Origin of the sequence: Streptomyces griseofuscus (assembly GCF_014673495.1) — a bacterium.
GTDB lineage: Bacteria > Actinomycetota > Actinomycetes > Streptomycetales > Streptomycetaceae > Streptomyces > Streptomyces murinus.
Map to the genome: position 1 here is coordinate 4,178,887 of NZ_CP051006.1, position 25,019 is coordinate 4,203,905.

19 protein-coding genes and 1 pseudogene are annotated in these 25,019 nt (G+C 73.1%); 8 read left to right on the plus strand and 12 right to left on the minus strand.

Annotated features, from left to right (window positions below; genetic code table 11):
* The first annotated feature begins 6 nt into the window (after positions 1-6).
* Complete coding sequence (locus HEP81_RS18585) at positions 7-3,501, plus strand: CHAT domain-containing protein (RefSeq protein WP_037650123.1); 3,495 nt, start codon at positions 7-9, stop codon at positions 3,499-3,501.
* Positions 3,502-3,507: 6 nt separating this feature from the next.
* Here HEP81_RS18585 and HEP81_RS18590 read toward each other — a convergent pair whose 3' ends face one another.
* Both HEP81_RS18590 and HEP81_RS18595 read right to left on the minus strand, forming a co-directional pair.
* Positions 3,508-4,791 carry a serine/threonine-protein kinase gene (locus HEP81_RS18590; protein WP_243279477.1) on the minus strand — a complete coding sequence of 428 codons (1,284 nt, stop codon included), beginning with the start codon at positions 4,789-4,791 and terminating at the stop codon, positions 3,508-3,510.
* A gap of 189 nt (positions 4,792-4,980) precedes the next feature.
* The gene (locus tag HEP81_RS18595) at positions 4,981-5,973 is read right to left on the minus strand and encodes a helix-turn-helix transcriptional regulator (protein ID WP_037650125.1); all 993 of its coding nucleotides are present in this window, start codon (positions 5,971-5,973) and stop codon (positions 4,981-4,983) included.
* Between the two features lie 95 nt (positions 5,974-6,068).
* Here HEP81_RS18595 and HEP81_RS18600 point away from each other — a divergent pair, with 95 nt between their 5' ends.
* Both HEP81_RS18600 and HEP81_RS18605 read left to right on the plus strand, forming a co-directional pair.
* Entirely contained in the window at positions 6,069-6,512 is a 444-nt protein-coding gene (locus HEP81_RS18600) for a VOC family protein (RefSeq protein ID WP_037650128.1), read from the plus strand.
* Between the two features lie 114 nt (positions 6,513-6,626).
* A complete protein-coding gene (locus HEP81_RS18605) occupies positions 6,627-7,097 on the plus strand; it encodes a rhomboid family intramembrane serine protease (protein ID WP_051849781.1) in 471 nt (156 codons plus the stop codon).
* Between the two features lie 89 nt (positions 7,098-7,186).
* Here HEP81_RS18605 and HEP81_RS18610 read toward each other — a convergent pair whose 3' ends face one another.
* Complete coding sequence (locus HEP81_RS18610; RefSeq protein WP_037650130.1) at positions 7,187-7,618, minus strand: PPOX class F420-dependent oxidoreductase; 432 nt, start codon at positions 7,616-7,618, stop codon at positions 7,187-7,189.
* 324 nt (positions 7,619-7,942) lie between these two features.
* Here HEP81_RS18610 and HEP81_RS18615 point away from each other — a divergent pair, with 324 nt between their 5' ends.
* Positions 7,943-10,981 carry an AfsR/SARP family transcriptional regulator gene (locus HEP81_RS18615; RefSeq protein ID WP_037650133.1) on the plus strand — a complete coding sequence of 1,013 codons (3,039 nt, stop codon included), beginning with the start codon at positions 7,943-7,945 and terminating at the stop codon, positions 10,979-10,981.
* Between the two features lie 327 nt (positions 10,982-11,308).
* Here HEP81_RS18615 and HEP81_RS18620 read toward each other — a convergent pair whose 3' ends face one another.
* From HEP81_RS18620 to HEP81_RS18655, 8 genes and pseudogenes are all read right to left on the minus strand, one after another.
* The gene (locus HEP81_RS18620) at positions 11,309-12,037 is read right to left on the minus strand and encodes a hypothetical protein (protein WP_037650135.1); all 729 of its coding nucleotides are present in this window, start codon (positions 12,035-12,037) and stop codon (positions 11,309-11,311) included.
* Positions 12,038-12,222: 185 nt separating this feature from the next.
* Positions 12,223-12,642, minus strand: a pseudogene (locus tag HEP81_RS18625) (SDR family NAD(P)-dependent oxidoreductase); the annotation flags it as partial.
* Between the two features lie 101 nt (positions 12,643-12,743).
* Positions 12,744-13,943, minus strand: a complete 1,200-nt coding sequence (locus HEP81_RS18630) for an NAD(P)/FAD-dependent oxidoreductase (protein ID WP_037650138.1) — start codon at positions 13,941-13,943, stop codon at positions 12,744-12,746.
* 119 nt (positions 13,944-14,062) lie between these two features.
* The gene (gene sigJ / locus HEP81_RS18635) at positions 14,063-15,007 is read right to left on the minus strand and encodes an RNA polymerase sigma factor SigJ (RefSeq protein WP_037650141.1); all 945 of its coding nucleotides are present in this window, start codon (positions 15,005-15,007) and stop codon (positions 14,063-14,065) included.
* A gap of 668 nt (positions 15,008-15,675) precedes the next feature.
* A complete protein-coding gene (locus HEP81_RS18640; protein WP_037650143.1) occupies positions 15,676-16,713 on the minus strand; it encodes a sphingomyelin phosphodiesterase in 1,038 nt (345 codons plus the stop codon).
* A gap of 159 nt (positions 16,714-16,872) precedes the next feature.
* Positions 16,873-18,135 (minus strand): MFS transporter, encoded by a 1,263-nt coding sequence (locus HEP81_RS18645; protein ID WP_051849783.1) that lies wholly within the window; start codon positions 18,133-18,135, stop codon positions 16,873-16,875.
* A gap of 6 nt (positions 18,136-18,141) precedes the next feature.
* Entirely contained in the window at positions 18,142-18,939 is a 798-nt protein-coding gene (locus HEP81_RS18650) for a GntR family transcriptional regulator (RefSeq protein WP_243279479.1), read from the minus strand.
* Between the two features lie 98 nt (positions 18,940-19,037).
* A complete protein-coding gene (locus tag HEP81_RS18655; RefSeq protein WP_243279481.1) occupies positions 19,038-20,546 on the minus strand; it encodes a hypothetical protein in 1,509 nt (502 codons plus the stop codon).
* 328 nt (positions 20,547-20,874) lie between these two features.
* Here HEP81_RS18655 and HEP81_RS18660 point away from each other — a divergent pair, with 328 nt between their 5' ends.
* Both HEP81_RS18660 and HEP81_RS18665 read left to right on the plus strand, forming a co-directional pair.
* Complete coding sequence (locus HEP81_RS18660) at positions 20,875-21,504, plus strand: phosphatase PAP2 family protein (protein ID WP_037650144.1); 630 nt, start codon at positions 20,875-20,877, stop codon at positions 21,502-21,504.
* A gap of 44 nt (positions 21,505-21,548) precedes the next feature.
* Positions 21,549-22,493 (plus strand): aminoglycoside phosphotransferase family protein, encoded by a 945-nt coding sequence (locus HEP81_RS18665; protein WP_037650146.1) that lies wholly within the window; start codon positions 21,549-21,551, stop codon positions 22,491-22,493.
* 81 nt (positions 22,494-22,574) lie between these two features.
* Here HEP81_RS18665 and HEP81_RS18670 read toward each other — a convergent pair whose 3' ends face one another.
* Complete coding sequence (locus HEP81_RS18670) at positions 22,575-23,006, minus strand: GNAT family N-acetyltransferase (protein ID WP_037650148.1); 432 nt, start codon at positions 23,004-23,006, stop codon at positions 22,575-22,577.
* Positions 23,007-23,117: 111 nt separating this feature from the next.
* Between HEP81_RS18670 and HEP81_RS18675 the strand changes: the two genes are divergently transcribed.
* Both HEP81_RS18675 and HEP81_RS18680 read left to right on the plus strand, forming a co-directional pair.
* Complete coding sequence (locus HEP81_RS18675; RefSeq protein WP_037650151.1) at positions 23,118-24,275, plus strand: permease; 1,158 nt, start codon at positions 23,118-23,120, stop codon at positions 24,273-24,275.
* 469 nt (positions 24,276-24,744) lie between these two features.
* On the plus strand, positions 24,745-24,888 hold the full coding sequence (locus HEP81_RS18680) for a hypothetical protein (RefSeq protein WP_157854305.1): 144 nt from the start codon (positions 24,745-24,747) through the stop codon (positions 24,886-24,888).
* Positions 24,889-25,019 lie beyond the last annotated feature (131 nt).

Here is a 25,019-nt window from a genome sequence, read left to right on the forward strand (position 1 = left end):
GCCCCGGTGGTCTCCACGAGGACGCCGTACGAGTGGACGTGTGAGCGGTGCGGGCGGCCGTGCCGGGCGCCGGTGTGGCGGATCGTCGACAGCCGTGAGCGCGCCGATGTCCTCGAAAGCCCCGACGGCCCGTACGGCTTCGGGCCCGGGCTGCACTGGGCGGACTGCCCCGGCTGCGGGGCCCGGACACAGGTCGAGGCGCCGGTGCTGGTGCTGCGGGCCGGGGCGTTCGTACCGTCGCTGTTCGCCACCTCCGTCGCGGAGCTCCAGCGGGATGCCACCGCGAGCGCGGCCGCGCTGGTGGAGGAGGCACGGGTCGCCGGGGCCTTCACCGGCGGGCGGTTCGGCGGGAACGTGGTCGTGCTGCCGCGCAGACTGCTGCCGTTCGCGCTGAGCCGGGACACCGAGCGGGATCTGGCGGACCCCGAGGCCGCCTGCGCGGAGTTGGCGCCGTACGGGGCACCGACGGTGGCCAACTACCGGATCTTCCTGGACAACGTGGCGGCGGAGTCGGCGGAACCCGATGTCCGGGAGCTGCTGTACGCCGTCACCGTGACCATGCCGGACCGGCTCGCCGAACTGGTCCTGGCCCACCCCCGGCTCACCGGGAGCACCCTGGTGCGCGATGCCGGGGCGCGGGAGTTGCGCGAGGTCGCCGGCACTCCGCTGGAGGCTCCGCTGCGGATGCGGCAGCGGTTCCTGGAGGAGCTGTGCGGAGGTCGTGTCCCCGTGGGTACGGCCGTCGAGCACCACGCGGCCGCGCTGGCCGCCTTCGGGCAGGGCCTGCGGACCCGGCTGTACGCGATGTACGACCAGGTCCGGGGCGCGGAAGGGCCGGAGATCGTGCCACTCGCCCGGGAGGCGCTCGAACTCGCCGGGCAGACGGGAGAGTTCGCGATCGAGACCGAACTCGCCGCGCGACTGGGCGGGTTGCTGCTGTCGTCCCTCCATACGGCGGACCCCGCCGACCCCGCCGAAGCGGTGCGGGTGCTCCGACTCGCCCTGTCACGGCTGCCGGAGGGCACCCTCCAGTGGGCCGAGGTGGCCACCAACCTCGCCTCCGCACAGTACTTCCGCGACGACGGCGACCACATCGAGCGCTGGGAGACCGCCCGCGATCTGCTCGTCCGCGCCATCGCCGCGGTGGACCGGCGCACCCACGGAGGGTTCTGGGCCCGGGTGCAGACCAACTACGGGCTGCTGCTCGGTCAGCGGCCGGGCGGCGGGACCGACGATCTCACCCTCGGCATCGAGCACATCCAGGCCGGACTGGGCGAACGCGCCCGTGCGAGCGACCGCGTCGACCGGGCCTACTCCCTGATCAACCTCGGGCTGCTGCTGTTCCGGCGCGGCGCACCGGGTGACCTGAAGCGGGCCGAGCGGTGCTACCGGGACGCCCTCGGGCGGCTGCGTCCGGACGACGACCCGATGCTGTGGTCGCAGCTCCGGTGCAATCTGGCGGACCTGCTGCTCTCCCCCGGGCGCGACACCGCCGACCCGCGCGGCGCCCGTGCCGCGGTGGCCGCCGTCGTCGCCTTCGGCGCCGAGCACCCGGGGCGCCTCGACACCAGCCGCGCGACCTGGCTGCTGGCCCGGACCGCCGATCTGCTCGACGGTCCGGGGAGCGCCGAGGGGCTGCGGCTGCGGCGCGCGGCGCTGACCGCCGTACCAGCGAGCGTCTTTCCCTCCCTGCATCTGTCCATCGCCCGGGAGGCGGTCGACGCGCTCGCCGCCGCCGCTGCCTGGGACGCGGCGGCCGAGGTGGCAGCGGGCATGCTGACCGCCGCCCATGCGCTCTACGACGCCCAGGTCACCGCCGCCGGGCGCCGGGGCGTGCTGCTGCTGACGCGCGGGACCGCCCGCGAGGCCGCGTTCCTGCTGGCCCGCGCGGGGCGCCCGGAGCGTGCGGTGGAGGCGATCGAGCGGGGGCTCGCCCGTGAGCTGTCGGTGGTGACCGGGCGGGACACGGTGGATCTGGCGGCGCTGGAGGGGGTCGATCCGCTGCTGGCCCACCGGTACCGCCGGGCGCGGGAGCGGTACCGGGTGGTGGCCGCCGGGGTGGAGGGGGCGGGGCCGGCCGTCGAAGGGGCCGGGGCGGCAGTCCAAGGGGCGGGCGCGGCAGTCCAAGTGGGCGGGGCCGCGTCGAACGGCGGGTTCGCCGCCGGGACCGGTCCGGAAGGGGGTTCCGGCGCCTCGGACGTGGGGCTCGTCGCGCCGCCCGGAGACTTCGTCGCCGCCGCGGGAGTGCAGGCCGCGGCCGAGCGTGCGGTGCGCACCGTGGTCGAGGAGATCCGGGCGATCCCCGGCTTCGAGGGGTTCCTGCGCACGACCGAGGTGGCGGATGTCGTCCGGGCGGCGGGCGGGATGCCGCTCGTCTATCTGGTGAACGCGGTCTGGGGCAGCTGCGTCCTCGTGGTGCCGCCCGACGCGCGGACCGGGGTGCGCGCCGTATTCGTCCCCGAGGTGACCAGTTCCTCGGTCGTCCGGCTTCTGGCGCTGGACCCGGACACACCCGAGGCGGGACTGTTCCTGGCCCAGCAGGCCGGTGCGCTCGCGCGTCGGCGTGAACTGCCGCGCGCGGTCGACCGGTTGCGGGAGCTCGCCCCGTTGCTGCGGCCCCTCGCCGGGCTCCTGGCGGAGGATCCCCGGCATGAGGTGGTCGTCGTACCGACCGGGCTGCTGGGACACGTGCCGCTGCCGGCCGTACCACTGGGCCCGGAAGGTGAACTCCTCGATGATCTGGGGACTTTGACGCTCGCGCCGTCGGCCGGAGTGTACGCCGCCTCCCGGGCGGCCGCCGGCCGGCCGCCGTCGTCCCCGCCGCGGTTGGTCGCCGTCGCGGATCCCGACGGCTCGCTGCCCGGTGCGCGCGGCGAACTGGCCGGGATCCGGGCGCTGTTCGAGCCGGGCGGGGAGGCCGTGTCCGCGACGGGAGCCGAGGCGACGGTCGAATGGCTGCTGCCGCGTCTCGCGGAGGCGTCGTATCTGCATCTGAGCTGCCACGGGAGTGCGGAACTCGTGGGCCGGGGCGCCTCGTTGGCGCTCGCGGACGGCACGCTGGATCTGGACACGCTGGTACGGCTCCGGCTCCCGCGCTGCCGACTGGTGGTGGCGGGGGCCTGCCAGTCCGGGCGGTACGAGGTCATCGACGCGCCCGACGAGTTCACCGGGCTGCCGGGCGGCTTCCTCCAGGCCGGGGCCGCCTGTGCGATCACCAGCCTGTGGCAGGTGAACGATCTGGCGACGGCGCTGCTGATGACGCGGCTGTACGAGCTGCTCGCCCCCGTCGGCGAGGGGCGGGGCGAGCCCCCGGTGTCCGCGCTGCGTACGGCGCGTACCTGGCTGCGCCGGCTGACCTGGTCCGGCCTCGCGCGATACACCGACGGCCGCCCCCACCTCGCGCCCCTGGCCGGACGGTACGCCCGGCCGGGGGCCGACCCCGACGAGTGCCCCTTCGCCTCCCCCGTGCACTGGGCGGCGTTCACCGCGTGGGGGGTGTGAGCGGGGTCAGCCCCGGTACGTCGGGCCGAGCCGGTCGAGCGTGTAGTGGGCGTCGGGGTCGGTGGGCGAGCGCGGGGCCCGTACCTCCATGACGGTGTAGCGGCCGCCGGCCAGACCGGAGACGACGACCGTGGCCGCCGAGGTGACCTCCCCGCCCTCGGCGCAGCTCGGCCGGCAGACCACCTCCGAGACGACGCCCTGTGCGGTGGCCGTGGCGCTGCCCCAGTCGGTCCAGATCAGGTCGTGCAGCATGGCCGTACCGTCTCCGCAGAACAGCAGGAGCGAGACGGGCTCGGTCAGGGGCTTGCCCGAGCAGTCGTCGATCGTCCCGCTCTGCCGGGTCCGCCGGGGGGTCGGGGCGGGCGGCGCCTGGCTGGTGGGCGTGGCGGGCCGGGTGGCGGGGTCCGTGGAGGGCTCCGCGGAGGGGGTCTGCTCCTCGCTCGGTTCCTGCGGCGGGGTGTCGTCCTCGGTCGGCTGGAGCCGGGTGGGCCTGCTGGTCACCGGGGCGTCGGCGACACGGGTGCCGCCGTCGTGGCCCGGCACCAGGAGCAGCGCCGTGACGACCACGCCGACGAGGACCGCGGCCATGACCACGAGGGCGAGCCGGGCCCCGGACAGACCGCGCGGCCCCGGGCGAGGAGGCGCCTCGACCGGGGTGCCGGCGGGCGAGGCGGAGTCGACGGGGCCGCCGACAGGACCTCCGGCGGTTCCTCCGGCGAGTCGTCCGGCAGGGCCTTCGGCGGGTCCGCTGCCGGGGCCTTCGGCGGGGGTGGTCAGGCCGTCGACCTCGACCGTCCACACAGGTGCCTCGGACGGCTCCAACGCCTTGATGACGGCGAGCAGTTGAGCCGGGGTCGCCCGCTCCTCCGGATCCTCGGCCAGGCACCGGGCGACGACCTGCCGCAGCCGCACCGGAAGGTTGTCGAGGTCGGGCCGCCGGTTGCTGACGCCGGTGTACGCGGCGACCAGCAGCATCCCCAGCGCGACCATGTCGGCCGCGGGCACGGGCGCCCCGACACCCGGCTCCGCCCCGCCACCCGGCCGCACCCTGCCACCCGACGCGTCGCCCGGCCCCGGCGCATCGCCCGTCAGCCGGGGCCCGCCCCTGGTCAGCAGCACGTTCCCGGCCCGCACATTCCCGTGCGCCCGCCCGGCCCGGTGCAGCACGGCGAGGGCCCCGGCCAGGCCCGCCGCGATCCACAGCACCGCGTCCTCCGGCAGCCCGCCGGCGGCCCCGACGACCTGCGCGAGCGAGGGCGCGGGCCCGGCAGCGCCGGGATGCCTGCGCACCGGCACCCCGCCGGCCCGCGCCCCCTGCCCCGACCCGCCGCCTAATGGATCACTGTCCGCCGAACGCCTCATCCCGTCCCCCATGACCAGAAGAAGTTTCAGGACGAGTCTGACCAAATCCGGCTGCCGCTACAAGGACTTGGGCACCGGGGTCCCGGTCCTTCACCACACCGGCACGGATCCGCGTCGTCACGCCCGGTCGGCGTAGGACGTCAGCCGCTCGGCGAACTCCGCCATCAGGAGGCGCAGTTCGTCGGGGCCCTCGATCACGAAGGGGCGGTCCAGGGAGGCGAGGAGAGGGGGAAGCCAGTCGAGGTGCTCCGCGTGGAGGCGGACGCGGAGCCAGCGTTCGGCGGCCGGGGCCCGGTCCCCCGCGGGGTCGTCCAGGGTGGCGATGGTGGCGGGGAGGCGGGTGCGGATGTGGGCCGGGGTGCCGTGGATCCGCAGGGTGACCTGGTGGCGGTACTCGGCGGTGGCGAAGGCGGCCAGGACGCGCTCGGCCGGGTCGGGGCCGGAGGGCGGTTCGAACGTGCCGGGCAGGGTGCGCGCGGCGCCGATGCGGTCCAGGCGGAAGGTGCGGTCCTCGGCGCGGGAGGCGTCCTCGCCGGTGACGTACCAGCGGCCCGCGTGCGCGACGATCCCGTACGGGTGCAGGGTGCGTTCGCTGCGCCGGTCCGCGCGGTCGGTGTAGCGGATCGAGACCGGGCGGCGGTGGCGTACCGCGTCGGCGAGGGTGAGGAGGACTGCGCTGTCCGGGGGCTCCGCGGTGCCGGACGTGCCGGGCTCGTCCGTGAAGGCCAGGGCGTCCAGGAGGGTGTCCAGGCGGCCGGCGAGGTGCCGGGGCAGAACGCGCCGGATCTTCGCCGAGGCGGTCTCGTTCGCCGTGCGCTGCGCCGTCGTCAGCCCTGCCCGGCGGCCGGCGATCAGGCCGAGCAGGACGGCCAGTGCCTCGTCGTCGCTGAGCATGAGCGGCGGCAGCCGGTATCCGGGGGCGAGCCGGTACCCGCCGTAGCGGCCGCGCACCGACTCCACGGGCACGTCCAGGTCGATCAGCTGGTCCACGTACCGGCGCACGGTCCGGCCCTCGACGCCGAGGCGGCCGGCCAGCTCGGCCACGGTCCGGGTGCCGCCCGACTGGAGCAGTTCGAGGAGGATCAGGACACGGCCGGTGGGTCGGGACATGCGCACAATCTAACGCCGATAGTGGACCGGTTCTGTCCTCTATTTCTCCTAACGTGCGGGACGCAACCCGAATCCGGCACCGCAGGGAGACCCCCATGGACTTCGTCTCGATCCGCGTCATCACCGGCGACGTGGCACGCCTCGTCGCGTTCTACGAGCGCGCCCTGGGGGTGCGGGCCGCGTGGGCCACGGAGGACTTCGCCGAACTGCGGCCCGCGGGCGCCACGCTCGCGATCGCCGGCACCCGCACGGTCCCGCTGTTCGCGCCCGGCTCCGCCCGCCCGGCGGACAACCACAGCGTGATCACGGAGTTCCTGGTCGACGACGTGGACCGCGTCCACCGGGACCTGTCCGGCTTCGTCACCGAGTTCGTCACCGAGCCGACCACGATGCCCTGGGGCAACCGCTCCCTGCTGCTGCGCGACCCCGACGGCAACCTCGTCAACTTCTTCACGCCCGTCACCCCGGCCGCCGTCGAGAAGTTCGCGGACCGCCGATCCGCCCAGCCGGTCACCCCCGTCGGCGACCGCTCGCGATAGCCTCCGGTGGGCCGCGCCAGCGGGGCACGGGCGGCCTGTGGAGCGCATGGACCGGCCGCGCGGGCGCCCCGTCGCACGCCGGAACAGCCGTGTCGCGTACAGGAGTTGTACGGGGTGACCGGTGCACGGCGCGACGAACGGACACCGGCCCCGGAGCCCCGGCCCGGCGCCCGCGGATGGCGGGTGCCGCCGGTGACGGCGACGCTGTTCCTGGTCACCGGGCCGGTGACCGCGGCCCGGTTCGCCTTCCCCGGGGTGCTCGCCGCGCCCCCGCTGCTGGTGCCGTCCCCCGGCCGGCAGGCCCTGGTGACCGTGCCCGCCGTCGTGGCCCTCGGCAGCCCCGCCGAGAGGATCTTCGGCGCCAAGAGCGTACTGGCGCTGTACCTGGTGCCCGCGGCGATCGGCGAGGCCCCCGGCCACGTCTGGCAGCCGCACGGCTCCGGCGACTCCATCGCCGTGCTCGGCCTGGCCGGAGCGGTCGCGGACAACGCCTTCCGCGACATCCACGGCCTGCCCACCCTCGCGGGCGCGGTGATCGGGGCGGGGCTTCTGCTGCGGCGCCGCCGAGGGGCGCCCAGCGTCTGAACGCCGCGCACCCGACACCGTCGTACGCGACCACGACCGGCAGGCTCAAGAAGCACGACCGGCGGAACCAGGAAGCACGACCCGCAGGCTCAGGAAGGAAGCACCCCCGCCCGGAACGGCTCCACCCCCACCACGTGCCGCGCCTTCTCCGGCTCGACCAGCACATGCACCCGCCGCTCCCCCTCCATCAGCCACGGGTAGCCGTCCTGTCCCAGGTACTTCCGCGCCAGCCGGTCCATCCCGCGCTCCGCCTCCTCGCCCGTCACGAGGCGCACCGCGCGGCCGGACACCAGGACCCGGTCGTAGGGGTTCTCGGCGTCGGCATGGGAGAGGTGGACGCGGGGGTCATGGCGCAGGTTCTCCTCCTTGATCCGCCCGACCGAGGTGTTGAAGACGATCAGCCCGTCCTCCAGCCCCACCCACATCGGGGTCGCGTGCGGCGCCCCGTCCGGCGTCACCGTGGCCACGGACCAGAAGTTCGCCCCTTCCAGCCGCTCCCGGACCCGTTCCGTCAGTTCCATTCCCACGGCGGCCCCTTTCCTTGATCATCATCGGTCCGACCACCGTGACACGGCCCACCGGCGTCGGAACCGAGGATTCCGGGAAGATCATGTGAAGACCGACCGCGGGCCGCACGGGCCGATTCCCGCCACCCGGCACCGCCCCAGAGCCCCTCTCCGGGCTCCGCCCCCTCAGAACCCCCAGCCCCCAGGGCCGGACCCGGGAAAATATCTTGTTTATCGGTCAAATTCGGGATCGTGCGGCGCGCGCATAGCCAGCGTGAGCGGGGTCATGACACCCTCGTATGCCCGGCCAGTTCAGGTCCTACCGGCGGGAGGACTCTGGTGGAGTTCGAGATCCGGCTCTCAGGTTCGGTCGAGGTACGCGTCGGTGGGCGGGCCGGGCCGTTGGGGCCCACGAAGTCCCGGGCGGCCCTTGCCGCGCTGGCCTGGGACGCGGGGCGCTCCGTGAGCGTGGACAGCCTGGTCCACCGCATCTGGGACGACCATCCGCCGGCCACCGCCCGCGACACGCTGCACACCCACATCTCCCGGGTGCGCCGCGCTCTGCGCACGGCCGGCCCCGACGCGCCGGCCATCACCAGCCGGACGAACTCGTACGTCCTGCATGTCGACCCCGACCGCGTCGACCTGCGCGCCTACACCAGCTGCGTCGAACAGGCCCGCGCGCTCAAGGGCAGCGACGACGACGCGGCGCTCCAGCTGCTGGAACGGGCGGACGCCCACCGGTACGGCGAGCCGCTCGCCGGGATCTCCGGCTCCTGGCCGGACCATCTGCGCGCCACGGTGGGCGAGACGGCCCTGATCGCCGCCATGACCCGCGCCGAACTCCTCATGAACGCGGGCCGGTTCACCGAGGCGGTGCCGGTGCTCGCCCCGCTGGCGCCCGAACACCCCGTGGACGAGGCCCTGGTGGGGCTGCTGGCCGTCGCGCTGCACGGCGGCGGTCGTACGGCGGAGGCGACCAGGCTGCTGCAACGCACCCGGCAACGCGTCATCCGGGACATCGGCCTGGACGGGGGCCGGCGCCTCCATCGCATCCAGGAGGGAATCCTGGCCGGCACCCCGGCGGGCGCGCTGTACGGCCAGGGCCCCCGCCGCCGGCCCGCCGCACGGCCCGGCCGACCCGTGCCGGACAACCTGCCGCGGGACGTTCCCTGGATCGGCCGCCGCGAGGAGTTACGGCGGCTCACCTCGGCCCTGTCCGAGGGCGGCGGCGAGGCGGGGGCCGTGGTGACCGTGGAGGGGATGGGGGGCGTCGGCAAGAGCGCGCTGGCCGTGCACTGCGCGCACGAGGTGGCGGACCGCTATCCCGACGGCCGCTGCTTCGTACGGCTCGGCGGCCACGTGGCGGACCGGGCGGCCGGCGCCCCGGACCGCGCGCTCACCACGCTGCTGCGGGTGCTCGGCCCGGAGGGCAAGGAGTTGCCGCAGGACACCGAGGAACTCACCGCGATGTGGCGGTCGTTGGCCCGGGACCGGCGGATGCTGGTGATCCTGGACGACGCCGTCTGCTCGGAGCAGGTACGGCAACTGCTGCCCGGCGCCTCGCCGACGGCGATCGTGGTGACCAGCCGCCGCCGGCTCACGGGCCTGCCGGGCGCGCGCTCGATCTCGCTCGACGTGCTGCCGAGCGACGACGCGATCGCCCTCTTCGAACGAGGCCTCGGCACGACCGGGCGAACCCGGACGACGGAGATCGCAGACATTGTCCGGATATGCGGATATCTGCCACTGGCCATCGAGATCGCCGCGAGCCGACTGGTCACCAGGTCGTCGTGGACCGCCACCGACCTGCTGCGGCAGCTGACCACAGGCGGCGGACTGGAGGAACTCCGCGACGGGGAACGGACTTTGGAGCATGTGTTCGCGTTGTCCTATGACGCGCTGGACCCCCAAGAACAGCTGGTGTTTCGTCGGATCAGCCTTCATACCGGAATGGAGTTCGGACCGCACGCGGTGGCGGCCCTGACAGGCCTGCCCCTCTCGGTGACGGAACGAGCACTCGAACAGCTTCACATCCGGAATCTGGCAACCGAACACACCCCGAACCGCTTCACCCTGCACGACCTCCTGCGTAAGTACGCCCGAACCTTGGCTGACGCGGAAGGAACAGCATCGCGGGCGGCTGTCGAACGACTGGCGAACTTCTATATCAGCGCGGCGGATCGCGCAGACCGTCTAGTACATCCATACCGCCCTCGTACGAGCCTGAACCCCGACGACAGCATTACCCTTCCGGAGATCAACGACGTACACGCAGCAGAAAATTGGCTCATTGCAGAGAGCTCGAACCTTTCAGACACGCTTGATTGGATCACTAGTCATGGATCCGAACATCAACTCGCTTTATGTGTGCATGTGTTGACGGGTCTGCTCGACATGCACGGCCACCTGGCCACCGCGGAGCCGCTGCTACTGCGGGCCGTCGAACACTGGGCCACCACACGGAACAGCGGGGCCTGGGCGCGGGCACTGCTCGATCTGAGCGTTGCGCGCAGCCATCGATCCCGCTACGAGGAGGCGATCTCGGCCGCGCGAGAAGCCCTGGAGCTGGCACATGCGATGGGGGATTCGGACCTGGAGAGCGAATGCGTCAACCAAATGTGCATTCCACTCTGGCAGACGGGACGGTACGCATTGGCGCAGGCACTCCAAAAGCGAGCACATGACTCCCTCGTGCACACAAAGAACAAGCTGCAATTGGCGCGCAGTTACAACATGCTCGGGATTACACATCTACACCTGTCAGAGAATGACGCTGCGCTGGAGTGCTTCAACTCCGCGTTGGCCACATTCACAGAAATCGGCCACACGCGGGGGGTCTTCAATTCACTCAACAACGTGGGTGAATTACGAACCCGAACGGGAGACCTTAAATCGGCTGAACATGTTTACCGAAAAGCCATTTCCCTGGCAGCCCGAAGGTCCGACAAAAGAGAACAAGCAACTCTTCAGATGAACCTAGCCAACGCCCTGATCGGCCTGGGAAAGACGAACGAGGCACTGACACTCTCGCAGACCTCCCTTGAGGTCTTCCGCGCAGTGGGCGACCGGCGCGGGGAGGCGCTCGCCCTCAACCGGATCGGCAGGGCGCATCGTGCGGCCGGCCGCAGCGAGCAGGCCGTACCGCTGCACATCGCCGCACTCACCCTGGCCCGGAGCATCAACGCCGCGGGCGAAGTCGTCGACACGGCCTACGACGCCGCCCTGGCCGAACTGGACACGGGCCGCGTGGCCCAGGCGCGGGCACACTTCGAGCTGAGCCTGGCGGCAAGCAGAGAAATTTCGGCTCCGACCGAGACCGCCCGCGCTTTGCGCGCTCTCTCTACCCTGAGGGGTTCACGGACAGCGGTGCAGTGACGGTGCCGTCTTTTCGTTACGCGCCAGTAAGTAGTGGCGTGGGCTTTCGTGTGGTAAACCGTACATCCCGCATCGCTTGATCGACATCTCCTGCCGACACTTGCGGGTCCAAGCACGTCACACGAAATCCAAAGAACATGGAACGATGAAGATATCGAAGAAAAAGGCATTTCCGATGATTGCCGGGATGATTGTTCTCACCTGTATGACTTTTCTGGTGGGCACCCACTATTTCATTTCGTCGATGACACCCACATATAGCTGAGATTCTCCGAGAATGCACACCGGCCGCTCTTCCTCACGGCAAGAGCGGCCAACCCTAGCCTCTCAGGCCCGCACCATGTGCAGCCGCCCCGGGTCCGCCTCCATGCGCAGCGGGGCGCGTACCTCGCCCATCGGGACGCCGTCCACGTCCAGGCGGTGGGCGCCCCAGGCCCGTTCGAAGCGCAGGCGGCGGACGCGGCGCAGGCCGAAGGGCTCGGCCCGTACCTCCAGCAGTCCGGAACCGGTCGTCGTGACGGCGAGGCGGCGGCCGTCCGGCATGGTGATCTTCTCGTTGTCGAGGATGAGACGGATGGGGCCCGGGTCGGTGTTCAAGGACACCAAGTCTGCCTGGCGCAGGGCGAGTTCATAGCCGCGGCCCGCGAGGTGGATGCCGATGACGTCTCTGTGGCAGGCCCCCGCGCCCGCCATCCCGTCCGGCCGGTCGATCAGCAGCGGCAGGCGCCATAACGCCGCCGCCCGCATCGCATGCTCCGGCCGCACCCCCGGCGTGTGCACCAGCAGCCCCACCGACCGCGGCGGCAGACCGTGCTGGGCACCGGCGCGCTCCCCCGGCTCGGGAACCGGGCTCAACTCCAGGCTGGGCAGGCCCCGTTCGGCGAGCCGGGCCCGCAGCGCGGACGTGCGTTCGCGTTCGGACTGGTGGCGGCCCCGGACCACCCCGAGGGTGGAGCGGGTCGCCGGAAGGGTGCCGGAAAGCCGTACGGCAGCGGTCAGCAGTCGGTCGACGCCCGTGATGTGGTGGGCGGTCGGTGGCGAGGACGAGGGCGGCATGCGGCTCCTTGCGCGCTCGGGACGGAACGCACGCGGCCGCCTCCACGGCTCGGCCCACGGCGGCACCGGTCGTTCAATCCCTAACGTAGTGCGAGAGTGCGGCCGGTGTGAAGCTGCGCCAAGAGCGGGTGAACCCGGTCCGACTCCCGTGTGTCGAGAGACTTTCCGGGCGCTCCCGGTACGGCTTACGCCGCGACGACCGCCACCCCGGTGCGGCCCCCGTCGACGTCCACCACCGTCCCGTGCACGAACGCCGCCTCGTCGCTCGCCAGCCACACCACGGCGTTCGCGATCACGTCCGGCGTGCCGACCGTGCCCGCCGGGGTGCCCCGCATCATCACCTCGCCCGGATGCGGCTCGGTGCCCGCCGGGGACGGGGGCAGGATCACCCCGGGCGACACCGCGTTCACCCGCACGCCCCGCGGCCCGAACTCCGCTGCCCACGCCCGCGTCAGCGTCTCCATCGCGCCCTTGGTCGAACTGCAGAGCGCGCCGACCGGGACACCGAGACGGGCGATCCAGGAGCCGAGGTTCACGGTCGCCCCGCCACCGGACTCCGCCATCCAGGGGGCGACGGCGGCGGTGAGGAAGAAGGGTGCCTTGACGGCATGCCCTGATCGCCGGGATCCAGGGATCGACCATCGCCGTACGGCCGGGAGGTAGCGCCAACTCCCCTGAGGCGCATGCGTTATTCGGGCGGGGGCGCTCAGACCACCGTCCCGGCGAACCTCGTGTCGGCCGCGCCCTCCGCCGGCACCACCGCGCGTGCCCTGCTCGGCACCAGCAGCGGATGGGCGACACCCCAGGCCGCGCCCTTGCAGACGACCTCCTTGTAGCGGGCGGCGAGACGGCCGGTCAGGGCGTGATCGACGGCGCGGTCGTCCGCGGTGACGAACTGGATCAGGCCGTCCCGGCGGCCGAGGGAGACGCACTGCTGGTAGTAGCGCACCGGCGTCACCGGCACCTTCCCGCCGCTGAGCCGCGCCGCGATCGCGTCGGCCGCCTGCCAGGCGCTGGGCACCCCCGAGGCGCAGGACATCCGCAGCGGCTTGTCGCCGGGGCCCATGGCGAGGGCCGCGTCGCCGATGGCGTAGACCTGCGGATGCGAGACGGAGCGCATCGAGCGGTCGACGACGATCTGACCGTTCTCCCCCGTGTCCAGGGTGGTGGCCCGCGCGATCGGGTGGACGGCGAAACCGGCGGTCCACACGGTGGCCGCGGAGGGGAGCGTGGTGCCGTCGGCGGTGGTGACATGGCCGGCGGCCACCGCGGTCACGTCCGTGTGCTCGTGCACGGTGATTCCGAGCCGGTCGCAGACCGCGCGCAGATGACGGCGGCCCTTGGGCGAGAACCGCTCGCCCAGGTCACCGCGCACGACGAGGGCGACATCCAGGTCCGGGCGTGCCTCGGCGAGTTCGGTCGCGGCCTCCAGACCGGTGAGTCCGCCGCCGACCACGACCACGGGGGCACCGGCGGCCAGCTCGGCCAGGCGGGCGCGCAGCCTGAGCGCGCCGGGCCGGTTCGCGAGGTCGTGGGCGTGCTCGGCGACGCCGGGAACGCCCTGGTCGTGCCATCCGCTGCCGAGGGCGTAGACGAGGGTGTCGTACGGCAGTTCCTCCGCCGTGCCCTGCTCCCCGGTGACGGTGACGGTCCGCCGGTCGGCGTCCACGGCGGTGACCCGGGCGAGCCTCAGGGTGACGCCGGTGCCCGTGAACATGGCGGCGAGGGGCCGGGGCGGGAGTTCCTGGCCGGCGGCGAGCTGATGCATCCGGACGCGTTCGACGAAGTCGGGCTCGGCGTTGACGAGGGTGATGGCGACGTCCTCGCGGCGCAGTCGGCGGGCGAGACGGCCGGCGGCGATGGCTCCGGTGTATCCGGCGCCGAGGACGATGACGCGGTGCTGCATGGCCTGCTCCTGTCGCTCATGGGACGGCGTCCCAAGCGGTTCGCCCCTTGAACCGGGCGGCCCGCCGTTTCCTGACAGGAGCGGGCTGTGACCTGCGTCACGCATGCATCACATGGGCGTCAGAAGACCTTGAGCACGGGGTCGCCGTGCTCGCCGGCCGCCCAGCGCCGGGTCGCGCGCACCAGCTTGTCCGGGTTGACCTGGCTGCGGAAGGCGGCGATGCCCTGCCGGGTGATCTCCAGACAGGTGATGCCGATGACCCGCCCGTCGAGCACCACGACGAGCGCGGGGGCTCCGTTGACCAGGCAGACATGGAGGTCGGGCGAGCCGCCGACCAGGTTGCGCTTGGCCCTGCCGGGCTTGAACAGGCCCCGCATGAACGTCGCGACCGCGCGGGCCCCCTCGAACGCGCGAGCGCGCGCGGGCACCTTGCCGCCGCCGTCGCCGATCGCGATGGCGTTCTCGGTGAGCAGTCGTACCAGCGGTTCGGTGTGGCCGCTGGTGGCGGCGGCGAGGAACTCGTCCACGATCCGGCGCGCGGCCGCCTCGTCGATCTCGGCGCGCGCCCGGCCGGTCGCGACATGCTTCTTCGCGCGGTGGAAGATCTGCTGGCTGGCGGTCTCGGTGAGGTCGAGGATCGCCGCGATCTCCCGGTGCGGGTAGTCGAACGCCTCGCGCAGCACGTACACCGCACGCTCGTTCGGGGTGAGGCGCTCCAGCAGGGTGAGGACGGCGTACGACACCGACTCGCGCTGTTCGGCGGTGTCGGCGGGGCCCAGCATCGGGTCGCCGGCGAGCAGTGGCTCGGGGAGCCAGGCGCCGACGTAGGTCTCGCGGCGGGCGCGGGCGGAGGCCAGCTGGTTGAGGCAGAGATTGGTGAGCACCTTGGTCAGCCATGCCTCGGGGACCTCGATGCGCCCGGTGTCGGCGGCCTGCCAGCGCAGATACGTCTCCTGTACGGCGTCCTCCGCCTCGCTCGCCGAGCCGAGCAGGCGATAGGCGATGGCTTCCAGACGGTGCCTGGACGCCTCGAACCGGTCCACGTCGTCCACGGTCAGGGCCATGCCCGGGATCCTAGCCCGCGGCACCGGTCAACCGCCCCGGATATCGGGCCCGGTGGCCCACCGCTGGTCGGTGGGCCACCGGGCTCCCTGCTGCTCGGTCAGCGGGCGGTGTGGCCGTCCGGAGCGGGCAGGTGGGTGCGGTCGGGACCGGCGCCGGTGCCGGTGCCGGGCATCGGACGGCCGGCGGGGGCCTCCCCGCCCCCGCGGTCTCCGCGCCGTTGGTACCGCCGTACAGGCTGAGCAGACCGGTCGAGGTGTCCGGCGCGGTCGGCGTGGCCTGCGCGCTCGGTGCCGCGGCACCGAGCAGTCCGGCCGCCAGCGAGGCGGCCGAGGTGAGCGTCGCGAGGTGGCGGCGCGTACGAGAGTTCAACGAGCCCCCCAAGAGCGAGTGTTTCTCGCCGCGGGCGTCCCGGCCGGGTGTGCGGCGGTGTCGTGACGGACGGGTTCCGGCGCGCGCGTGGGCTCGCGCGGCAGCTCCGGCGACCGGTGATCGCCCATCGGCAGCAGGACGGTATGTGAAGGGCGCGCCGGACACCGGTGAAGCCGTCCGAACAATGGGTGAACGCGCGTGGTACGAAGGAACGCGGACCGGGGGATCTCCGTCGGGACCCGGCCCCCGGTGCGCGACGACGGCACACCGGAAGGCCGAACACCCCTGTGTCGCGGGTTCAGTTGAGCTGGAACGTGGTCTCGATCGGGTAGTGGTCGCTGGGTGCCTCGGTGTCGGTCTGGCCGGTGGTCCAGCCGGCCTGGGGGTCGAAGTCGACCTTCACCGGGGAGACGGCCGAGGGGACCGGACGGCCGGGGGCGTTGAGGTAGCCGAGGTAGTCGAGGTCGTCGCGGTAGTCCTTGGGGAAGGTCTCCACGCCGGACATGTACTGGCACCACGCGGAGACCGGGCAGTCCATGGTGCGCAGGGTCTGGTCCGGGTCGGTGGCGGGGGTGCCGAGGACGCCGTTCACCGCACTCTGGGCGTTGGCGTGGTCGCCGCGTGACCGGCCGCCGTAGTACTCGACGTTCAGGTCGCCGCCGATCAGCACCGGAGCGCTCGTGCCGGCGATGCCGTCCGCCCAGGAGCGGATCTCGCGGAGCTGGGCGAGCCGGGTGGACTGGGTGGTGTCGGTGGAGGTGCCGGACTCGTCGGCCTGGAGGTGGGTGCCGATCACCCAGCTCTGCGTGCCGCCCTTGGCGATCCGGACCAGCGCCGCGCCCTTGTTGGCGTGGTAGTCCCAGGTGCTGGACGCGGAGTTGCTGAAGACGTGCGCGTACTGGGCGGTGATCGGGTACTTGGACAGGATCATCGTGCCGCCGTTGATGACGAACGGCGAGTTGGAGCAGTCGCCGCTGATGCCGGTCCAGCCGCCGCCGGAGCAGCTCTGGCCGACCACCGGGGTGTGGTACGGGTACAGGTCCGACAGCTTGCCGACGAGGTCGGCGGTCGAGGTGTTGTTGAAGTCCTCGTCCAGCACCACCACGTCCGCGCCGTGCCCCCGGACGATCGACTCGATGACCGGCGTGCGCTGGGCCGCCTTCTCGTTCTGGGTGGTGTCCACGATCGCGGTGCCGAGGTCGACGTTCCAGGCGAACACCGACAGGCTGGTGCCGGGGCCCGCCGCGCTGGCCGCGGGGGCCGGGTAACCGGCGACCCCGAGGAGCGTGGCGGCCGCGGTGACGGTGAGGGCGGTAGCGGTACGACGCGAGACCATGCGCTCTCCTGCTGGAAGTGAGCCCCTGACCGGTAGCGGGGCGCGTACATGACAGCGAGACACTAGGGGTGCGCGGGTACGCCGGGAAGAACGTCGACGAAGCGCCCCATGGACAGACAGAAGAGAAAAGGTGTCTGGACAAGTCGGCGCCCGGAAGCGTCAACTCGGCTTGCAGATCCGAGAGCTTCCTCGGTTGGCTGTGCGCAGCGGGGAGAGGAAGGCGGGGAGGAAGCCCAGTGTCATGCCGGCCGCGGCGATCAGCAGGGTGGCCGGTGCCCCGAACGCGGTGCCCGCGGCGCCGCCCAGCAGTCCGCCGAGCGGGAGGCCGCCCCAGGAGACGAACCGGGCGGTCGCGTTCATCCGGCCGAGCAGCCGGTCCGGGGTGAGGGACTGCTGGAAACCGGCCTGGGCGACGACGCGTACGACACCGCCGAAGCTCAGCGCCGCCAGACCGGCCGCCGCCAGGCAGAGGCTCCACCCGGGGCGGGCCAGGGGGATCAGCGCGGTCGGCGGGCAGGTGACCAGTGGGGCGAGCCAGACGGCCGTGCCCGGTCCGAGCCGCCGCGCGATCCTGGTCGCCGACAGCGCGCCCAGCAGGGCACCGCACCCCATCCCGGAGAGGATCAGGCCGACCCCGGCCGCGTCGAGCCCCAACTCCCTTTCCAGGAAGAGCAGAAGCATGGCCTGGTACATGGCCAGGGAGAGGTTGAAGAGGGCGTCGCCGAGGATCGTGGCGCGCAGCACCGGATGGGCGAGCACGAAGCGCAGCCCCTCCCGCACCTCGCGGCGCAACCGGGGCCGGGTGCCGGGCCGTTCGGGCCTCTTCTCGTGGTCACGGATGGCCAGCGCGAGCAGGGCCGACGCGGCCGTCCCGGTCGCGCTCGCCAGGAGCGTGGTGGCCGGTCCGAAGCCGCCCACCAGCGGGCCCGCCAGTGCCGGGCCGCCGACGCTGGTCGCCGAACGGATTGCGGAGAGCGTGGAGTTGGCCTCCAGGAGCCGGGCGCGGCCCACCAGGTGGGGCAGGTAACTGGCGTAGGAGACCTCGAAGAAGACGGTGAGCAGGCCGTGCACGAGGGCGACGCCGTACAGCCATTCGACACTCAGCAGGCCGCACCAGCGGGCCGCCGGGACGGAGAGCAGGACCAGAGCCCGGGCAAGGTCGGCGGCGATCAGCACCGGTCGTTTGCGCACCCGGTCCACCCAGGCGCCCGCCGGGAGTCCGACGAGGAGGGAGCCCGCGGTGGTGGCCGCGGTCAGCAGGCCGACCTGGAAGGCGCCGGCGCGCAGCAGGGCGATGGCGACCAGGGGCAGCGCCAGGAAGACGACGCGGTCGCCGAGTTGGCCGAGCGCGGTGGCGGCGGCCAGCAGGCGGAAGTCCCGGTCGCGCAGGAGTCCGGACCGGGTGGCGGGGCGCGGGGGCATCGGCGGCTATCCCCGCTCGACGGCGAACTCGTAGAGGACTTCACGGCGGGCGTCCGGGACGACGATGTCGGCGGTCTCCACCGGGCGGCCCCCGTCGTCGTACAGGGTCCGCTCGATCCGCAGGACCAGGTCGCCGAGGCTGATGCCGAGCAGATGGGCCTGCTCCCGGGTGGCGCGGGCCGGGCGGGGGAGTTCGGCCACGGTCTCGACGAGCACCCCGATGGAGCGCATCCGCTCGACCACCCCCTTGCCCGCGAGCGGCCCCTGCTCGGGCAGCACGATCGGAGTGCCGTCGGTGATCGCCAACGGCTCCCAGGAGTGCGAGAGCTGGACGGGCCGGCCGTCGGCGAGGAACTCGCAGCGCGTGCTGACGCAGGGGTCCCCGGGCGCGATGGCGAGCCGCTCGGCGATCGCCGCGGGCGCGGGAAACCGCACCCGGGTGTGGAAGTCCCACGCGCCCGCCCGGCCGCGCTCGGCGACACTGGTGGCCGGGTGCCCGAGGCCCCCGTGCCGGCGCGCCCGGATCATCGGCAGCCGCTCGCGCGGCGCCCGTACGTAGGTCCCCGACCCCGCGCGCCCTTCGAGCAGCCCCTCGGCGATCAGCCGGTCCACCGCCCGCTGGGCCACATTGCGGCCGACCCCGTACTCCTCCGCGAGCCGCGCCCGGGACGGCAGCCGCCCGCCGATCCGCCATTCACCCCCGCGGATCCGCGCCCGCAGCGCGTCGGCGACGGCGAGGTAGGGCGCCTCACGGGGCTTGAGGGGCAGGGGCGGCAGGGGCGGCACGGGTGGCAGGGGCGGCACGGGCGGCTCTCCGGTCTCACGAGGGCGGGAGTCCCGTCCCACGGGGACGGGGTCCGGACGGAGTCGGAAAGCTATCGCGCGGGCGGAAAGCTGATGGATCAGGAACGCGGTGCGTGGCCCTCGCGCAGGGGCCGCGGCGGGGGCTGCGCCGCCAGGAACTCCACCACGGCCAGGACGAACAGCAGGCACAGGGCGATCCCGAGGACCACCCAGCCGGTGGGGTACGGCCACAGCAGGCAGACCAGAACCGCCACGGCGACCAGGATCCAGGTGAACCAGGCGCGGTGCCGGCGTACGAAGGGGCCGACCGGACCGGTGCGCAGGCCCGCGTGGTCGGCGGTGCCGCGGGCCGCGCCGATGCCGTCGGTCCACAGGCCCCGCACCAGTCCGGCCCGCCGCCCGGGCCCGCTGAGCCAGGCGCCCAGCGCGATCACCACGCCGAGCACGATCACCATCCGTACCGCGGTCTCCAGGAAGCGGGTCAGGGTGTCGTAGACCGCGCCGGCCGCGCCCGGGGAGACATCGGCGGGCAGCCGGTCCAGGTAGAACACGCGGAAGACGCGCAGCCCGATGCCGAGCACGGCGGTGGCGACGGCCGCGCCGAGGCAGCCCGCGACGAGGGCGCGGCGGCGGCGCAGCGACAGCAGGACACCGGCGGCGATCAGCAGGACGGCGAGCACCGGCAGCCAGTTGCCGGCGATCCGCAGCAGCCGTACGTACGTCTTCACCTTGCCGATCTGCTGGGACTCCAGAAGCGTGAACTGGGCGTGGATGGCCGGGATATGGCTCGCGAAGGTCATCCCCGCGTCGACCATGCGCTTCTTCACGTCCTCGATCAGCGGGGCGAGATCGAGGGTGACGGTGTCGTCCTTCAGCTGCACCGCGCCGCCACCGGTGCCGGTCAGCGCCTTGTCCAGGGAGGCGTGGATCCTGCGGTTGGCGTCGGTCCAGACCGTGGCGAAGGCCGAGGAGGCGACGGCCTTGCGGGCCTGGTCGTGCACGAACCCCCGTACGGCGTTCTCCAGGCCCCCGCCGAGCCCGCCCAGCGCCTTCTCCAGCAGGGGCCGGTCCTTGGGCGCCACGTCGGAGAGCAGCGTGGGCAGCTGGATCCGGTCCATCAGCGCGTCCGTGGCCCGGTTCGCGACGGCGTCCTGCACGGCGGGGTTCCCGGCGAGCGGGGCGACGGTCGCGACATAGCGGTCGGTGTCGCCGACCAGGTCGGCGGCCCAGGTGGCGACGACGGCGAGCGGGGCGAGGAGGCAGCCGATGACGAGGAGCACGGCGGCGAGCGCGGAGAGGGGCCGCCGCCGGGGCCGCGCCGCCCCGCCGTGCCGCGCGTGCCGCTCCGCTTCGAGGGCGGCGAGGCGGGAGCGGAGGTCGTCGAGCTCGGAGTGGCCGGGGCGGTCCGAGTGGTCGAGTCCGTTCTGCCGTTCCGGGCGGTCGGGACGGTCGTGTCGTTCCGGGTGATCCGCGGGCTCCGGCCGGTCGGGGTCGCGTGGCCGACCTGGTTCGCCCGGCCGCTCGGCGCCATCGGGCCGGTCGGGGTCGCCAGGGCGGTCGGAGCGGCCCGGGTCGCCGGGGTGGTCGGGGGTCGCACCGTTCGTCACTGGCACCTCCTCGCCGTGCGGATCGCCATGCAGATCACCAGCGCACCGCCCCGCGCACGCGAGCGCGAGCAGGGCGGGGCCGTTCGGGTCAGTCGGGGCGGCACGGGTGGGGCCACCGTCGGCACGGGCGAGGCGGCACATGCGCTACGGGCGAGGCACCACCGTCGGTCCAGGCGAGGCGGCGCCCCGCGCCGTAACCTGATATCGTCTACATACTTGTAGACGTTTACCTCTGAGACGTCCGCGCTTCATCCGTACGTCCGATCGGTGCCCGCGCCCGTTTCCCGGAGCCCGCGGCCCACGCAGCACGGCCCCGGAGACCCATCTGATGACGACTTCCTCCCCGACCACCCAGGCGCTCGACGGCGCGGCGATAGACGGCGGTCTGTACACCGACGTCACCGACTTCGCCCGGCACACGCACTGGCTGAACGAACCGGTCTCGGTGTTCAGTGCCTTCGGCATCGGCCTGTTCGCGGTGTATCTGCTGGTGGCGTGGTGGCGGGCCAGAGGACAGGGCAGCACCGCGATGGCCGCCGTGCTGGCGACGCCGGTCGCCGTCGTCCTCGCCTACGTGGTCAACAGCGGGATCAAGGACGTCTTCGACGAGCCCCGGCCGTGCCGCGCGCTCCCCCACGACTTCCTCCTGGAGGCGTGCCCCGCGCCGGACGACTACGCCTTCCCCAGCAACCACACCACCGTCGCCTTCGCCTTCGCGGTGGCCCTCCTGCTGATCAGCCGCCGCCTCGGCACCCTCGCCCTGGTCACCGCGCTCGCGATGGGCGCCTCCCGGGTGTACGTCGGCGCGCACTACCCGCACGACGTCGCCGTGGGCGCCCTGGTCGGCAGCGTCGTCTCGCTCGTCACCGTCCTGGTGCTGCGCCGGATCGCCCCACCGCTGGTGGACCGGCTGCGCACCGGCGCCCTGCGTCCGCTGCTGACGTCGCAGCCCTCCTGATCCCTCCCGGACGTACCCCTGCGGGGCGGCTACGGTTGCCCCGCATGACCCACGACGGCACCGCACTCACCGCGGACCTGGTCCGCACCCTGCTGCGCGCCCAGCACCCGGACCTCGCCGAGCGTCCCCTGCGGCTGGGCGCGCGCGGCTGGGACAACCAGCTGTGGCGGCTCGGCGACGACCTCGCGGTGCGGCTGCCCTGGGCGACCGCGACGGCGGACGCGCTGCTGCTCAAGGAGCACACCTGGCTTCCCGTCCTCGCCCCGCGCCTGCCTCTGCCGGTCCCCGTCCCGCAGCGGCTCGGCGCCCCCACGGCAGGGTTTCCGCGGCCCTGGATCGTCACCACCTGGGTGCCGGGCACGCCCGGTGATCTGGCCCCCGCGACGCGCGGCCGGGAGGCGGCCGACGCCCTGGCCGGCTTCCTGACCGCCCTGCACCGGCCCGCCCCCGACGACGCGCCCGCCGGCCGGGAACGCGGGGGGCCGCTGGCACCGCTGGTCGGCCAGTTCGAGCGGGGGCTGGCCTCGGCGGCCGAACTGGGGCTGCTGCCCGATCCGGAGACCGTCCGGGCGATGCGCGCGATCTGGGCGGACGCCGCCGCCGCGCCCGTGTGGTCCGGCCCGGCGGTATGGCTGCACGGCGATCTCCACCCGGCCAACGTGCTCACCGCGGACGGCACCTTCTGCGGCGTGATCGACTTCGGGGACCTCTGCGCAGGCGACCCGGCCTGTGATCTCGCCGCGGCCTGGACCCTCCTGCCGGACGGCGCCCTCGACCGCTTCCACACCACGTACCGGCCCGCGTACCGGCCCGCACAGGACCCCGCCACGCACGCCGCGGCCCTGCGCCGCGCCCGGGGCTGGGCGCTCTTCCGCGCCCTGGGCTGCCTTCTCATCGGTGAGGCGGGCCGCCGCGGCCGCCCCGGCGGGAAGCCCAGTTGGGCCCCGCCGGCCCGCGCGGCGCTGCGCCGGATCGTGCCGACTCCCTGAAGCGGCGCGGCTGTTCGCGGTGGAGCGGCGGACGCCGACTCCCCGAAGCGGCGCGGCCGTCCACACCGAGGCGGCGGACGCCTACTCGCTCAGCCGGAACACCGTGGACTCCCGCGTGCGGAAGCCGAGCCGCTCGTAGAGCCGGTTCGCGGAGGCGCGGTCCGGGCGGGAGGTGAGGTCGAGCGTGCGCGCGCCCGCCTTACGGGCGAGCCGTGCCGCCTCCTCGATCAGCAGCCCCGCGACACCCCGGCCGCGCGCCGCGCCGTCGACCACCACGTCCTCGATCCGGCCGCGCAGCCCGGACGGCAGGGGCAGCAGCACCAGGACCAGGGTGCCGACGATCGCCTCGGGGGTGCGGGCGAGCAGCACCGTGTTGGTGTCACAGGACACCAGCCGGTCGATCGCGGCGCGGTCCAGGGGCGCGGCGGCCGAGGACAGCTGCGGAAGCAGCCTCCCGAAGGCGTCGACCAGCTCCTGGGACGGCTCCCGTACGGCCTCCACACGGATATCCATGCGGGGAGGATACCGATCGCCGAACGGGACCTTCGCTGCGTTTCGGGATACCCCATAGGGGTACTCTCGGCCGAGTGGCGGAACCGCACCACCGTGAAGGGAGTGCGCTGCATGCACGCGATCGGGCACGCGTTGTCCATCACCGGATCGATGACCTGGGAGATCACCTGGGCACTGATCCTCGGCTTCACCCTCTCGGCCGTCGTCCAGGCGGTGGTGCGCCGCGAGGCGGTCGTACGGCTGCTCGGCGACGACCGCCCGCGCACGCTCGCCCTGTCCGCGGGCCTCGGCGCCGCGTCGTCCTCCTGCTCCTACGCCGCCGTCGCCCTCGCCCGCTCCCTGTTCCGCAAGGGCGCGAACTTCACAGCGGCGATGGCCTTCGAGATCGCCTCGACCAACCTCGTCATCGAACTCGGTGTGATTCTCGCCCTGTTGATGGGCTGGCAGTTCACCGCGGCGGAGTTCGCCGGCGGCCCGATCATGATCGTCGTCCTCGCGGTGCTGTTCCGCGTCTTCCTGCGCGAACGTCTGCTGCACCGCGCCCGGGAGCAGGCCGAGCGCGGGGTCGCCGGGTCGATGGAGGGCCACGCGGCGATGGACATGTCGGTGCGGGGCGAGGGCGGCTTCCTGCGCCGGCTGCTCTCGCGCGCCGGGCTCACCTCCGTGTCGCACATCTTCGTCATGGAGTGGGCCGCGATCCTGCGCGACCTGGTGGCGGGGCTGCTGATCGCCGGTGCCATCGCCGCCTGGGTGCCCGACGACTTCTGGCACACCTTCTTCCTGGCCGGCCATCCCCTCGCGGCCAAGCTGACCGGCCCGCTGATCGGCCCGGTCGTCGCCGTCGCCACGTTCGTCTGCTCCATCGGCAATGTGCCGCTGGCGGTGGTCCTGTGGAAGGGCGGCATCAGCTTCGGCGGCGTGATCGCCTTCATCTACGCCGACCTGCTGATCCTGCCGATCCTCAACATCTACCGGAAGTACTACGGCCCCCGCATGGCCGGCTTCCTGCTCGCCACCTTCTTCGCCGCCATCGCGGTGGCCGGCTACGTGGTGGAGTTCCTCTTCGGCGGCCTCGGCCTCATCCCCGACCAAGCCGTGGCCCGGCTCCCCGAGGAGGGCATCCGCTGGAACTACACGACCTGGCTCAACATCGCCTTCCTCCTCCTCGCCACCTCCCTCGTCATCCGCTTCCTGCGCACGGGCGGCAGGGCGATGCTGCGGACGATGGGCGGGGGGCCGCAGGAGGGTGCGGAGCACGGGCACGGGTGAGGTGCGAGCGGGGTCACTGATGCAACTGGACCGGCGCGTACCTGAGTTGAAGGTCAGGATGTGGTCGCCGTCGAGCCAGTAGACGGTCATGGTCGACAGGAGGCGGCGCTTGACCGAACGGGCGCGTTCGTTGACCGCCTCCTCCTGGGCGCGGATCCAGGACTCGACCCGCTTGGGCAGGCTGAAGGTCATGGCGTAGGCACCCGGATCGGCGGCAGGGCGCACGCGCCACACGGAGTGGTTCCCGTCCTGGACCCGGCCCAGGTTGATGTCGTGGGTGGGGTGCGCGCGGGCGTAGTCCACGAAGGCGCAGAGGTCCTCCGAGGCCAGGCCCGGCACGAACGGCGCCGATGGGAAGGCCAGTACGAGGCCGAGTGTCGAGCGGCTGCTGAGGACACCGGCCAGCCGGTCAAGGGGCTCCGTGACGCTCTCCGGCAGCGGATGGGCATCGGCATCGGGGTCGTACTCCATGTACTCGTCCCTGGCCACCGACCTCACCAGCTCCCGCGGGCCCGCGAAGTCGGGCATGGACAGGTCGACCAGCGATATCTGGTGGGCGAGCGCGTACTCCTGCGCGTTCCGGCTGAAGCCGGCGGTGGAGAAGACGGCGTAGCTGTAGTGGTGGCGCGGTCGCGGGCGGCTGGGCCCAGGGTCCTGGCGGGTGGTCACCATGTTCTCGTTGATGTCGTGCACCACCCCGTGTCCGTTGCGCACGGTCGAGAGCTGCACCTTGCCCTCGGTGAA

Excerpts from the sequence above, each read along its gene's own strand:
- HEP81_RS18595 (WP_037650125.1), bottom strand. The coding sequence starts at position 5,973 with ATGTCCCGACCCACCGGCCGTGTCCTGATCCTCCTCGAACTGCTCCAG.
- HEP81_RS18600 (WP_037650128.1), top strand. The coding sequence starts at position 6,069 with ATGGACTTCGTCTCGATCCGCGTCATCACCGGCGACGTGGCACGCCTC.
- HEP81_RS18610 (WP_037650130.1), bottom strand. The coding sequence starts at position 7,618 with ATGGAACTGACGGAACGGGTCCGGGAGCGGCTGGAAGGGGCGAACTTC.
- HEP81_RS18620 (WP_037650135.1), bottom strand. The coding sequence starts at position 12,037 with ATGCCGCCCTCGTCCTCGCCACCGACCGCCCACCACATCACGGGCGTC.
- HEP81_RS18630 (WP_037650138.1), bottom strand. The coding sequence starts at position 13,943 with ATGCAGCACCGCGTCATCGTCCTCGGCGCCGGATACACCGGAGCCATC.
- sigJ (WP_037650141.1), bottom strand. The coding sequence starts at position 15,007 with ATGGCCCTGACCGTGGACGACGTGGACCGGTTCGAGGCGTCCAGGCAC.
- HEP81_RS18640 (WP_037650143.1), bottom strand. The coding sequence starts at position 16,713 with ATGGTCTCGCGTCGTACCGCTACCGCCCTCACCGTCACCGCGGCCGCC.
- HEP81_RS18645 (WP_051849783.1), bottom strand. The coding sequence starts at position 18,135 with ATGCCCCCGCGCCCCGCCACCCGGTCCGGACTCCTGCGCGACCGGGAC.
- HEP81_RS18660 (WP_037650144.1), top strand. The coding sequence starts at position 20,875 with ATGACGACTTCCTCCCCGACCACCCAGGCGCTCGACGGCGCGGCGATA.
- HEP81_RS18665 (WP_037650146.1), top strand. The coding sequence starts at position 21,549 with ATGACCCACGACGGCACCGCACTCACCGCGGACCTGGTCCGCACCCTG.
- HEP81_RS18670 (WP_037650148.1), bottom strand. The coding sequence starts at position 23,006 with ATGGATATCCGTGTGGAGGCCGTACGGGAGCCGTCCCAGGAGCTGGTC.
- HEP81_RS18675 (WP_037650151.1), top strand. The coding sequence starts at position 23,118 with ATGCACGCGATCGGGCACGCGTTGTCCATCACCGGATCGATGACCTGG.
- HEP81_RS18680 (WP_157854305.1), top strand. The coding sequence starts at position 24,745 with ATGTACTCGTCCCTGGCCACCGACCTCACCAGCTCCCGCGGGCCCGCG.